Here is a 13,919-nt window from a genome sequence, read left to right as displayed (position 1 = left end):
ATGACCGACCTCGACGCACGGCTCGCCTCGCTCTCCCCGGAGAAGCGGGCACTGTTCGAGAAGATGCTGCGGGAACGCGGGCAGGCACGGCCCACCCGGGCGGAGAACGTCTTCCCGATCTCCGTCATGCAGCAGGGCATCTGGTTCCTGGAACAGCTCAGGCCCGGGAACCCGGCGTACCTGATCCCGGCGGCGGTGCGCATCCGCGGCCCGCTGGACACCGGGCTGCTGCGCCAGGCCGTCAACGGGGTCGTCCAGCGGCACGAGTCGCTGCGGACCACGTTCGAGCTGCGGGACGGACGCCCGGTGCAGGTGGTCCGCGCAGGTCTCGACCTCCCGCTGCCCGAGACGGACCTGTCCGGCACGGCACCCTACGGTGACGAGCTGGAGGAGCGGATCCTCGCCGAGCTGCGTGAGCCGTTCGACATCACCACCGGCCCGCTGCTGCGGCTGGCCCTGCTGCGGCTCGGCCCGGACGACTGCGTGCTCGGGGTGGCGATGCACCACCTCATCTCCGACGGCTGGTCGGTCGGGGTGCTGCTCGGCGAACTCTCCACCCGGTACGCCGCCCTGGTCGCCGGCGCGCGGCCGGCGCTGCCCGAGCTGGCCGTCCAGTACGGCGACTACGCCGCCTGGCAGCAGGACTGGCTGCGCCGGGAGGACCTGTCGGCGGACCTCGCGTACTGGCGGGAGCACCTGACCGGCGCGCCGGCCGTGCTGGACCTGCCGACCGACCGGCCCCGGCCGGCGGTGCAGGGCTTCCGGGGCGCCTCCCACCCGTTCGAGCTGCCGGAACCGGTGCTCACCGCGCTGGGCGCGCTCGGCAAGCGGCACGGCGCCACCCCGTACATGGCGCTGCTGGCCGCCTTCGGCGTCCTGCTGCACCGCTACAGCGGGCAGGACGACGTGGTGGTCGGCGTACCGCTGGCCAACCGGGACCGGGCCGAGGTCGAGCCGCTGATCGGCTTCTTCGTCAACACCCTGCCGGTCCGGGCCGACCTCGCCGGCAACCCCACCTTCGCCGAGGTGCTGGGCCGGGTCCGGGACGCCTGCCTCGGCTGCTACGCCCACCAGCGGGTGCCGTTCGAGAAGGTGGTCGAGGAGCTGAAACCGGCCCGGGACCTGAGCCGGCCGCCGATCTTCCAGGTGGGGCTGTCGTACCAGAGCGACCCGCTGCCGACCCTGGCCCTGGCCGGGGTGGAGTTCGAGCGGCTGCCGCTGCGCGCCCAGGGCGCCCGCTTCGACCTGGAGCTGCAGTTCTTCAACGACGCGGGCGGGTTGAGCGGCTGGTTCGAGTACGACCGGGACCTCTTCGAGGCCGGGACGATGGCCCGGCTGGCCGGCCACTTCCGGCGGGTGATCGAGCTGGTCGTCGAGCGGCCGGAGACCCCGGTCGACGAGCTGCCGCTGCTGGACGCCGACGAGCGGCGCGCGGTGCTGGCCCTGTCCCGGGGCGAGGCCCGGCAGTGGCCCGACGCCGGCTGGGTGCACGAGCAGATCGTGGCGCGGGCCCGCCGGACGCCGGAGCTGCCGGCGCTGCGCTTCGCGGACCGGACGGTCAGCTACGGCGAACTGGTGCGGCTGGCCAACGGGCTGGCCCGGCGACTGCGTACCGCCGGGGTCGGCCCCGGCGTGCTGGTCGGCCTGGTGCAGGAGCGTTCGGTCGAGCTGGTGGTCAGCCTGCTGGCGATCTGGCAGGCCGGTGGCGCGTACGTCCCGGTCGACCCGGGACTGCCGGCCGGTCGGGTGGCGCTGATGCTCGACGACGCCGACCCGGCGGTGGTGCTCACCCAGCGGCCGCTGGCCGAGAAGCTCTCCTGGGACGGGCCGCTCTGGTACGCCGACGAACTGCTCACCGCGACGACCGACGACGCCCACGACGATCCGGCCACCCCGGTACGCGGCGCGGACGTCGCGTACGTCATCTACACCTCGGGCTCCACCGGCCAGCCCAAGGGGGTGCCGAACACCTTCGCCGGCATCCGTAACCGGCTGCTCTGGATGCAGGACGCGTACGGCCTCGGCCCCGGCGACCGGGTGCTGCAGAAGACGCCGTACTCGTTCGACGTCTCGGTCTGGGAGTTCTTCTGGCCGCTGATGACCGGCGCGACCCTGGTGGTGGCCCGCCCGGACGGGCACCGCGACGGCCGCTACCTGGTCGAGACGATCCAGGCCGAGCAGATCACCACCATGCACTTCGTACCCTCCATGCTCCAGGCGTTCCTGCGGGAGCCGGACGTGGCGGACTGCACCAGCCTGCGCCGGGTGATCTGCAGCGGCGAGGCGCTGCCCCGCGAGTTGCAGGACCGGTTCCTCGCCTCGTCCAAGGCCGAACTGCACAACCTGTACGGCCCGACCGAGGCGGCCGTCGACGTCACCTTCTGGGCCTGCCGACGGGACGACCCGCGGCCGGTGCCCATCGGCCGTCCCATCGTCAACACCCAGGTGTACGTCCTGGACCGGTTCCTGGAGCCGGTCCCGGTGGGTGTGCCCGGCGAGCTGCACATCGGCGGGGTCAACGTGGCGCTCGGCTACCTGAACCGCCCCGAGCTGACCGCCGAGCGGTTCGTGACCGACCCGTTCGCCACCGCCGGCACCGGACGGCGGGACGGCCTAACGGGGAGCCCGGCCGCCGACGGGGACCGGGACGCGGACCGGCCGCCGGCCCGGCTCTACAAGACGGGCGACCTGGGCCGGATCCGCGCCGACGGGGCGATCGAGTATCTCGGCCGCCTCGACCACCAGGTGAAGCTGCGCGGCTTCCGGATCGAACTGGGCGAGATCGAGGCGACGCTGACCGGGTGCGACGGGGTCACCGAGGCGGTCGTGGTGCCCCGGACGCACGCCGGGGACACCCGGCTGGTGGCGTACCTGGTCGGGCCGGCCGTGCCGGGCGCCGGTGAGCTGATCGCGCAGCTCAAGGAGCGGCTGCCCGAGTACATGGTGCCGTCGGTCTTCACCACCCTGCCGGCCCTGCCGCTCACCCCGAACGGCAAGGTCGACCGGCGGGCGCTGCCCGAGCCGGAGCTGGCCCGCCCGGAGCTGCGCAGCCCGTACGTGGCCCCCCGTGGCGAGCTGGAGCGGACCGTCGCCGGCATCTGGCGGGAGTTGCTCGGCGTGGACCGGGTCGGGGTGGACGACAACTTCTTCGAACTGGGCGGCCACTCGCTGCTGATGGCCGAGGTACGTCTCCGGCTCGTCGCGGCGGTCGGTCGGGACGTGGCGCTGGTCGAGCTGTTCCAGTTCCCCACCGTCGGCGCGCTGGCCGGTCACCTCAACCGGGCCGGCGGCGGCGAAAACGTGCTGGCCGACGCCCGGGATCGGGCGGAGAGCCGCCGGCAGTCCCTGAGTCGACGTCAACAGGCGGCCGCTCGTCGGGCGCGGGCATGAACGGTAGGTGAGGCAGGTGTCAGACGAAACCGGAGACCTGAACCGGGTCGCCGTCATCGGGATGGCCGGGCGCTTTCCCGGCGCCCCCGACGTGGAAACCCTCTGGGCCAACCTCGCGGCCGGCCGGGAGGGCGTCGTCAGCCTCTCCGACGAGGAACTGACCGGTTCCGGGGTCGACCCGGAGTTGGCCGCGCGGGAGAACTACGTCAGGGCCAAGGGGGTGCTCGCGGACGCGGACCGGTTCGACGCGGGCTTCTTCGGCTTCCACCCGCGCGAGGCCGAGGTGCTCGACCCGCAGCACCGGGTCTTCCTGGAATGCGTCTGGACCGCGCTGGAGTCGGCCGGGTACGACCCGAGGACCTTCGACGGGCGGATCGGCGTCTTCGCCGGGGCGAGCCTCAACTCGTACCTGCTGTTCAACCTGCTCGCCAACCAGCGTGCCGTGGACTCGGCCGGCAGCTACCAGACGCTGATCTCCAGCGACAAGGACTTCCTGGCCACCCGGGTGTCGTACAAGCTGGACCTGACCGGGCCGAGCATGACCGTGCAGACCGCCTGCTCCACCTCGTTGACCGCGGTGCACCTGGCGGTGCAGAGCCTGCTCAACAGCGAGTGCGACATCGCGCTGGCCGGCGGGGTCTCGGTCAGCGTGCCGCTGCACGGCGGCTACCTCTACGAGCAGGGCGGCATTCTCTCCCCGGACGGGCACTGCCGGCCCTTCGACGCGCAGGCGCAGGGGACCGTCGCCGGCAACGGCGCGGGCGTGGTGGTGCTGCGGCGGATGGCCGACGCCCGCGCGGCCGGAGACACCGTGGACGCGGTCATCCTGGGCACCGCGGTCAACAACGACGGCTCGCTGAAGGTCGGCTACACCGCGCCCAGCGTGGACGGTCAGGCGCAGGTCGTCGCCGAGGCGCTGGCCGTGGCCGAGGTGGACGCGGACAGCATCGGCTACGTGGAGACCCACGGCACCGCCACCGCGCTCGGCGACCCGATCGAGATCACGGCGCTGACCCGCGCGTACCGGGAGCACACCGACCGGGTCGGCTACTGCGCGATCGGTTCGGTGAAGAGCAACGTGGGGCACCTGGACGCGGCGGCGGGGGTGACCAGCCTGATCAAGGCGGTGCTGGCGCTGCGGCACGAGGCCATCCCGGCGACCCTGCACCACACCCGGGCGAATCCGGAGCTGGCGCTGCCGAGCAGCCCGTTCTTCGTCAACGCCGAGCTGCGGCCGTGGCCCCGGCGGGCGGCGCCGCGTCGGGCCGGGGTCAGCTCGTTCGGCATCGGTGGCAGCAACGTGCACGTGATCCTGGAGGAGGCGCCCGCCGGGCAGCCGGCCGCGGCCGGGGCCGCCGACCGTGCCGTGCCCCGGGTGCTGCCGTTGTCGGCCCGGTCGGCGCCGGCGCTGGCCGAGGCGGCCGGTCGGCTCGCCGACCACCTGGCGGCCCACCCCGAGGCGGACCTCGACGACGTGGCGTACACCCTGGCCAGCCGGCGTCGGGCCTTCGAGCACCGGACGGCCGTGGTCGGTCGGGAGGCCGCCGACCTGGTCGGCGCGTTGCGGCAGGTCGCGGCGGCGGGCACCGGCACGCCGGCCGGGCGGGACACGCCGGTGGCGTTCCTCTTCCCCGGCCAGGGCGCGCAGTACGTGGGCATGGCCCGGGACCTGTACCGGTCGGTGCCGGCGTTCGCCGTGGAGCTGGACCGCTGTGCCGAACTGTTCGCCGCGCACCTGGGGGAGGACCCACGGGTGCCGCTGTTCGCGGTCGACGACGAGCCGGCCGAGGCGGCACGGGCGTTGGCCCGTACCTCGATCACCCAGCCGGTGCTGTTCCTGGTCGAGTACGCGCTGGCCCGGCTGTGGATGTCGTGGGGCGTGCGTCCGGCGGCGATGGTCGGGCACAGCGTCGGCGAGTACGTGGCCGCCTGCCTGGCCGGAGTGTTCTCCCTCGAGGACGCGGTGGCGCTGGTGGCGGCCCGGGGCCGGTTGGTGCAGTCGATGCCGACCGGGTCGATGCTGGCGGTGTTCCTGCCGGAGGCGGAGGTGGCCGGCTGGCTGACCGACGAGCTGTGCCTGGCCGCGGTGAACTCCACCGGACTGTGTGTGGTGGCCGGCCCGACGGCGGCGGTCGACGAGCTGGAGCGGCGGCTGGCGGCGGCCGGGGTGGCGCGTCGTCGGCTGCGGACCTCGCACGCGTTCCACTCGCCGAGCATGGACGCGGCGGTGACGCCCTTCGTCGAGGCGGTGCGTCAGGTCACGTTGCACCCACCGGCGATTCCGTTCGTGTCGAACGTGACCGGCGCGTGGATCACCGACGAGCAGGCCACGGATCCGGCGTACTGGGGTCGGCACCTGCGGGCGCCGGTGCGCTTCGCCGACGCCCTGGACGTGCTCCTCGCCGACGAGGAGCTGGCGCTGCTGGAGGTGGGCCCGGGGCAGACGCTGCGCAATTTCGTACGCCAGCACCGGGCCTGGCACGAGCGGCGGACCGTGGCCGGCTCGGTACGGCACCCGGACGAGCGACGGGACGATCACGAGTACCTGCTGGCCGGGCTGGGGGATCTCTGGTCCGCCGGAGTGCCCGTCGACTGGACGACCCGGGACGGCGACGCGGCCCGCCGGCTGGTGCGCCTGCCCACGTACGCCTTCCAGCGGCAGCGCTACTGGATCGACCCGGAGACCACGCCGGCGCCGCGCCGTGCCTTGACCAGCGGGGCGGACGCGGAGTGGTTCCACGTACCCGGTTGGCGGCGGCTGACCACGCCGGCCGCCGAGGCGGTCGGCGGCACCGCCGACGGGGCGACCATCTGGGTGCTGCTCGGCGCCGAGCTGCCCCTCGGCGCCGAACTGGCGGCGCGACTGGCCGGCGGTGGGGCCGTCGTGGTGCGGGTCAGCGCCGGGGACGAGCTGCGGGAGACCGGCGATCGGGCCTGGGCGCTGGACCCGACCAGCCGGGATCAGCACGCCGGCCTGCTCAAGTCGCTGGAGACGTACGCCCCGGGGACGGTCCGGGTGGTGCACCTGTGGAGCCTGACCGTCGAGCCGGCCGACGGGCTGGACGCGGCCCGGGTCGACCGGGCCCGCCGGTTCGGCTTCGACAGCCTGCTGGCCCTGGCCCAGGCGGTCGGGGACGTGCAGCCTACCGGCCCGGTCGAGTTCGACGTGCTCAGCCGGGGCCTGTTCGGCGTGACCGGCGACGAGGACCTCCAGCCCGAGAACGCCCCGCTGCTCGGCGCCACCACCGTCATCCCGCAGGAGGTGCCGGACGTCACCTGCCGGGTGCTCGACCTGACCGGCGCCGACCTCACCGGCGGGGGCACGCCGACCGGCCCGGCCGGGTCCACCGGACGGCGGTGGCCCGGCACCGCCGCCGCCGTCCTGGCCCGGCTGACCGCGCCCGCCGCCGAACGGGAGCTGGCCCTGCGCGGCCGGCACTGGTGGGTACGCGCCTTCGAGGCGGTCCGGCTGGACCCCCCGGGAGCGGTGGGCGGCCGGCTGCGCCCCGGCGGCGTCTACCTGATCACCGGTGGCCTCGGCGGCGTCGGCCTGGCCCTGGCCGAGCAGATCACCCGCGCGGTCGACGCCCCGGTGCTCGGGCTGCTCACCCGCTCGGCCTTCCCGACCGAGGCGGAGTGGCCCGCCTGGCTGGCCGGGCACGGCGAGCAGGACGACACCAGCCGGCGGATCCGCCGCCTTGAGCAGTTCCGCGACCTGGGCGCCCGGGTGATCGTGCTGGAGGCCGACGTCACCGACCGGGACGCCCTGGCCGGCGCGGTCGACCGGCTGCGCGCGGTCGGCGGCGGGCTGCACGGCGTGATCCACGCGGCGGGGCTCCCGTCCCGTGGCCTGATCGCGGTCAAGTCCGCGCAGGACGTGGCGGACGTCCTGGCCGCCAAGACCGTTGGCACGCTCAACCTGGACGCGGTCTGCGGCACCGACGAACTGGACTTCCTGCTGCTCTGCTCCTCGCTCACCGCGCTGCTCGGCGGCCCGGGGCAGAGCGACTACTGCGCGGCCAACGCCTTCCTGGACGTGTTCGCCCAGTGGCGGCGTGCCACCACCGGGGCACCGGTCGCCGCCGTCAACTGGGACACCTGGCGCAACACCGGCATGGCCGCCGGCCTCGTCGAGCGGTTGCACGGCGGTACGACGCTGGCCGGGCACCCGCTGCTGCACCGGCTGGTCGCCTCGACCGGGAAGTCCCGGACGTACGCCACCACGCTGAGCACCGCCGAGAGCTGGATCGTCGACGAGCACCGGATCATGGGGCACGGCCTCGTCCCGGGGACGACCTACCTGGAGCTGGTCAACGCGGCGGTGGCCGAGCAGGCCGCCGGTCGGGTGGTCGAGCTGCACGACGTGCTCTTCATGATGCCGGTGATCGTGCCCGACGGGCAGACCCGCGAGCTGTTCACCACCGTCGAGGAGCGCGACGGGCAGCTCCGGTTCAGCGTGCAGAGCCGCGCCGACGGGGACTCGGCCCGCTGGCAGGAGCACGCCACCGGCCTGGTCTCCTTCCTCGAACGGGCCACGGAGTCCAACCGGGATCTGGCGCGGCTGCGCGAGGACTGCGCGGTCACCGAGGTGATCGACACCGAGGACGAGCTGAAGCGCCGGCTGAAGCTCGACCGCGTGGAGCAGGGCGGCCGGTTGCAGTTCTCCTTCGGCCCGCGCTGGCGCTGCCTGCGCCGGATCGAGGCCGGCGCGCAACGGCTGATGGTCACCCTGGAACTGGCCGAGGAGTTCGCTGCCGACCTGGAGCGCTACCCGCTGCACCCGGCGCTGCTCGACGTGGCCGGCGCCTCGGCCCGGATCCGGGCCCGGGACGTCTTCTATCTGCCGTTCACCTACCGCAGCCTGCGGGTCTTCGCCCCGCTGACCCGGGTGGTCCACTGCCACGTGGAGGTCGCCGAGTCGGGCGACTCCCGCGAGACGCTGACCGTCAGCATCGAGCTGCTCTCCCCGCAGGGACGGCTGCTGGCCAGCATCGTCGACTTCACCATCAAGCGGATCAACGACATCGACGGCCTGCTGGAACAGGTACGCGGCGGCGCGGTCACCGTCCCTGACCCAGGTGCGGAGGCCACTCCGGGCACGCTGCACGTCCTCAGTGAGGGGATGACCGCCGCCGACGGGATGGCCGCCTTCGACCGGCTCCTCGGCGCGGCCGTCCTGCCCGAGCAGGTGGTGGTCACCGGCCGGGACCTGGCCGGGCTGCGCCGGCTCGCCGGCTCGATCACCCCGGCGCTGCTCGCCGGTGAGGTCGAGCAGATCGCCCCGCCCCGGGGCACCCACCCGCGCCCCGACCTGGCCACCCCGTACGTCGCGCCGGGCACCGACGCGGAACGGGCGGTGGCCGAGATCTGGCAGGAGGTCCTCGGGCTGGACCGGGTCGGCGTCCACGACGACTTCTTCGCCCTCGGTGGACACTCGCTGGCCGCCGTGCAGATCGGCGCGAAGATCCGCGGCCGGTTCGGGGTGGAGCTGAACCTGCGCGGCTTCTTCGACAGCCCGACCGTGGCGCACACCGTGACCGTGCTGGCCGACCCCGGCGCCCCCACCGATCCGGCGGCCGACCGGATCGAGGCGGTCAGCCGGACGGGGCCGGACGACGAGCTGGCCGGCCTCGACGACCTCTCCGACGAGGAGGTCGAGGCGCAGCTGCGTGCCCTGCTCGCCGAGGACGAGGGAGGGGAAGCGTGACCCGGATCCGCACCACCCGGCGTGAGCCGGCCCGCACCACCGCACCGGCCCGTGTCACCGCACCGGCCCACCAGCGAACCGAGGATGATCGCCCGTGACGACCACCGACCTGGGCAGCCTGTCCGCCGCGGAGAAGCGTGCGCTGCTGGCCGAGCGGCTGCGGCAGAAGAAGCAGCGGCGGGAGTTCCCCGCCTCCTTCTCCCAGCAACGGCTCTGGTTCCTGGAGCAGCTCTCGCCGGGCAGCGCCGCGTACAACATCCCCGGCGCGGTCCGCATCCACGGCCCGCTGGACCTGGCGGTGTGGCGGCGCAGCTGCAACGAGATCACCCGTCGGCACGAGGCGCTGCGGACCACGTTCACCGAGGTCGACGGCGAACCCCGACAGGTGGTCAACGCCACCGGCGAGCCGGAGTTCACCGTGGTCGACTGCGCCCACCTGCGCGGCCCGGCGGGCGAGTCCGGCATCCAGGAGCTGGCCCGCGAGGAGTTCACCCGCCCGTTCGACCTGACCAACGGCCCGCTGCTGCGGGTGAAGTTCCTCCGGCTCGGCCCGGAGGAACACGTCCTGCTGCTGACCATGCACCACATCGCGGCCGACCTGTGGTCCATGTCGGTGGCCATCGCCGAGCTGGTCGAGCTCTACGGGGTCTTCTCCGCCGGGCGCGCGTCGACCCTGCCGGAGCCGCCGATCCAGTACGTCGACTACACCGTCTGGCAGCGGCAGCGGCTGGAGGGCGACGCCCTCGACGCCGACCTGGCGTACTGGAAGGACACGCTGGCCGGGGCGCCGGCCGCGTTGGAGCTGCCGCTCGACAAGCCCCGCCCCGCCGTCCAGAGCACCCGGGGCGGCTCCCGCCCGTTCGCCCTGCCCGAGCCGGTGATGGCCCGGCTGCGCGCGCTGAGCCAGCGGGAGGGCGCCACCCCGTTCATGACGCTGCTCGCGGCCTTCCAGGTGCTGCTGCACCGCTACAGCCGCGAGGACGACATCGTGGTCGGGGTGCCGGTGGCCAACCGGAACCGGCCGGAGATCGAACGGTTGATCGGCTACTTCGTCAACACCCTGGCGCTGCGTACCGACCTCTCCGGCGACCCGAGCTTCCGCGAGCTGGTCGGCCGGGTCCGGCAGACCTGCCTGGGCGCCTTCGCCCACCAGGAGCTGCCGTTCGAACGGCTGGTCGAGGAACTGGCCCCGCGCCGGGACCTGTCCCGCTCGCCGATCTTCCAGGTGCACTTCATCTTCCAGAACATCCCGATGCCCGAGTTCGACGTGCCCGGACTGCGGCTGGAGCCGGTCGACGTGGAGAGCGCCACCGCCCGGTTCGACCTGGAACTACAGGTCTTCGACCGGCCGGATGGGCTGACCGGCTGGTTCGAGTACAACGCCGACCTCTTCGAGCCGGCCACCGTCGAACGGATGTCCCGCCACCTGGCGCAGCTGGTGGAGAACCTCCTCGCCGAGCCGGACCGGCCGATCGACCAGGTTCCGATGCTCGCCGCCGACGAGGAGCGCGACCTGCGGCTGCGCTGGAACGACACCCTACGGGACTGGCCGGAGCCGGTGTCCGTGCCGCAGCGCTTCGCCGCCCGGGCCGCCGCCACCCCGAACGCCCCGGCGCTGCGCACCGACCGGGAAACCCTGACCTACGCCGAGCTGGACCGGCGTTCGACCCAGCTGGCCCACCGGCTGCGGCAGCTCGGGGTGGCCCGGGAGACGCTGGTCGGCATCTGCCTGGAGCGCTCGGCCGACATGGTCGTCTCGATGCTCGCCGTGCTCAAGAGCGGCGGCGCGTACGTCCCGCTGGACCCGGGCTTCCCGCCCGACCGGATCGCCTTCATGCTGGCCGATTCCGCCCTGTCCGTGCTGCTGACCAGCAGCGACGTGCTGGAGAGCCTGGGCGGGGTGAAGGCGCAGCCGCTCTGCCTCGACCTGCTCCGCGACGAGTTGGCCGCCGAGTCGGCCGAGCCGCTGCCGCTCGACGTCCGCCCGGACGATCTGGCGTACGTCATCTACACCTCCGGCTCCACCGGACGCCCCAAGGGGGTACGGATCCCGCACGGCGCGTTGGGCAACTTCCTGCTCGCCATGGCCGAACGGCCCGGCATCACGTCGGGTGACGCGCTGCTGGCGGTCACCACCCTCTCCTTCGACATCGCCGGGCTGGAGCTGCTCCTGCCACTGGTGGAGGGCGCCAGCGTGATCGTGGTCAGCCGGGAGGTCGCTGCCGACGGCGAGCGGCTGGCCGCCGCCCTGGACCGCTCCGGCGCCACCATGATGCAGGCCACCCCGTCCACCTGGCGGATGCTGCTCGACGCCGGCTGGGCCGGGCGCCCCGGGCTGCGGGTGCTGGCCGGTGGCGAGGCGCTCCCCGCCGAGCTGGCCCAGCGGCTGCTGGGCAGATGCGCCGAGCTGTGGAACATGTACGGCCCGACCGAGACGACCATCTGGTCGGCGGTGGCGCGGGTCGACCACGGGCCGATCTCCATCGGTGAGCCGATCGCCAACACCGAACTGCACGTGCTGGACGGCGGCGGGGCGCTGGTCCCGCTCGGCGTCCCCGGCGAGCTGCACATCGGCGGCGCCGGCCTGGCCCGGGACTATCTGGACCGACCCGAGCTGACCGCCGAGCGGTTCGTCCGGCACCCGTTCCCGGTCGGGCTGGGCGACCGGCTCTACCGCACCGGCGATCTGGTCCGCCGCCGTGCCGACGGCAGCATCGAGTTCCTCGGCCGGCTGGACCACCAGGTGAAGCTGCGCGGCTTCCGGATCGAGCTGGGCGAGATCGAGTCGGTGCTGGAGCGGCAGCCGCAGGTCAAGCAGGCGGTGCTCACCGTACGCGAGGACACCCCCGGCGACCAGCGGCTGGTGGCGTACGTGGTGGCCGACCCCGACGCGGACGCCGAGGCGGACGTCGAGTGGCCGCGCGAGACGGACCAGTGGCGGGACGTCTGGGACGCCGCGTACGACGTCGCGGAGAGCGGCGAGGTCGACCCGACCTTCGACACGCGCGGCTGGAACAGCAGCTACACCGGGGCGCCGATCCCGGTGCCGGAGATGCGCGGCTGGGCCGAGGCCACCGCCGAGCGGATCCTGGAGACCGGCCCACGGACGGTGCTGGAGATCGGCTGCGGGACGGGTCTGATCCTCTACCGGGTCGCCCCGCACGTGTGGCGCTACTGGGGGACCGACATCTCGGCGGTCGCCCTGAACCGGCTCCGCGCCGACGTCACCAGGCCGGACCGGGGGCTGTCCGGTGTGGAGCTGTTCGGCTGCGCGGCCGACGAGCTGGACACCCTGCCCGACCGGCGATTCGACGTGATCGTGCTCAACTCGGTGGTGCAGTACTTCGCCGACGAGCGCTACCTGCTGCGGGTGATCGAGGGCGCGCTGCCCCGGCTCGCCCCGGGCGGTTCGCTCTTCCTCGGCGACATCCGCAGCCTGCCGCTGCTCGACTCCTTCCACGCCTCGGTGCAGCTGGAGCGGGCCGCGCCGGAGGACACTGCAGAGCAGCTGCGCGAGCGGGTGCGCCGGGCCGTCGCCGACGACAAGGAGCTGGTCTTCGACCCGGGCTTCTTCACCGCGCTGCCGGCCCGCTTCCCGCAGCTCGCGCAGGTGCGGGTGCTGCCGAAGCTCGGCGCGGTGAGCAACGAGCTGACCCGGTTCCGCTACGACGTACGGCTCACCGTGGCCGGCGGCGACACCGAGGCGGTCGAGGCCGGCGACGTCGGGTGGGTCGACTGGAACGCCGAGCGGCTGACCCCGGACGGGCTCCGGGACCGCCTGACCGGCGAGCGCCCGGCGCTGCTCGCCCTGCGGGGCGTACCCAACGCCCGGGTCGACCGCTGGACCCGGGCCGCCACGGCGCTGGCCGAGGCGGGCGGCACGGTCGCCGACCTCTGGGCCGAGCTGGTCGCCGCCGGGGACGACCCGGCCGCCGCCGAGCCGGAGCAGCTGCGCCGGCTCGCCGACGAGACCGGCTACCGGCTCGACCTCGACTGGTCCGGACACGGACCGGCCGGGCACCTGGACGCGGTGCTGCGCCGCCTGGACCCGGACGGCCGCCCCGAACGGCCGCTGCCCCGACTGGGCGAGGCCTCCGACAACTCCAGCTCGGCGCGTCTGACGCCGCGCCGCGACCTGGAGCCTGTCGCCGACAACTCCAGCTCGGCGCGTCTGACGCCGCGCCGCGACCTGGAGCCTGTCGCCGACAACTCCAGCTCGGCGCGTCTGACGCCGCGCCGCGACCTGGAGCCTGGCGTGAGTGAGGAGCCGCGCTGGGACCGGTACGTCAACGACGCCCTGGGGCGCCGGACCCGACGGCTGCTGCCCCGGCTCCAGGCCGCCCTCGGCGAGCAGCTCCCCGACTACATGGTGCCGGCCATCTACGTATTCCTGGACGCGCTGCCGCTCACCCCGAACAACAAGGTCGACCGGAAGGCGCTGCCCGCGCCGGAGGCCGGCCGGCGGCAGGTGCAGTCCGCGTACGTGGCGCCGCGCAACCCGGTCGAGGAGGTGATCGCCGGCATCTGGGCCGAGACACTCGGCGTCGACCGGGTGGGTGTGCTGGACGACTTCTTCGCGCTCGGCGGGCACTCGCTGCTCAGCACCCGCATGGTGGCCCGGGTCCGGGAGGCGTTCGGGGTGGACGTGCCGCTGCACCGGGTCTTCAGCGACCCGACGGTGGCCGGGCTCGCCCGCGTCCTGAGCGCCGACCCCGCCCAGCGGGCGATCGTCGAGAAGACCGCCGAGCTGTTGATCAGGCTGAGCCAGCTCTCCGACGACGAGGTGCAGCAGGCGCTCGACACCACCGACGGGAGGAGCTGA

The 13,919-nt window shown here is 73.9% G+C and carries 3 protein-coding genes; all 3 read left to right on the top strand.

Annotated features, from left to right (window positions below; genetic code table 11):
• Nucleotides 1-3,390, top strand: a complete 3,390-nt coding sequence (locus GA0070621_RS12435) for a non-ribosomal peptide synthetase (RefSeq protein ID WP_091194829.1) — start codon at nt 1-3, stop codon at nt 3,388-3,390.
• Nucleotides 3,391-3,406: 16 nt separating this feature from the next.
• Complete coding sequence (locus tag GA0070621_RS12430; RefSeq protein WP_091194826.1) at nt 3,407-9,097, top strand: type I polyketide synthase; 5,691 nt, start codon at nt 3,407-3,409, stop codon at nt 9,095-9,097.
• Nucleotides 9,098-9,191: 94 nt separating this feature from the next.
• Nucleotides 9,192-13,919, top strand: coding sequence for a non-ribosomal peptide synthetase (locus tag GA0070621_RS12425; RefSeq protein WP_091194824.1), 4,728 nt, complete (start codon nt 9,192-9,194; stop codon nt 13,917-13,919).

Origin of the sequence: Micromonospora narathiwatensis (assembly GCF_900089605.1) — a bacterium.
Lineage (GTDB): Bacteria > Actinomycetota > Actinomycetes > Mycobacteriales > Micromonosporaceae > Micromonospora > Micromonospora narathiwatensis.
This window is presented reverse-complemented; position numbering and strand designations above follow the sequence as displayed.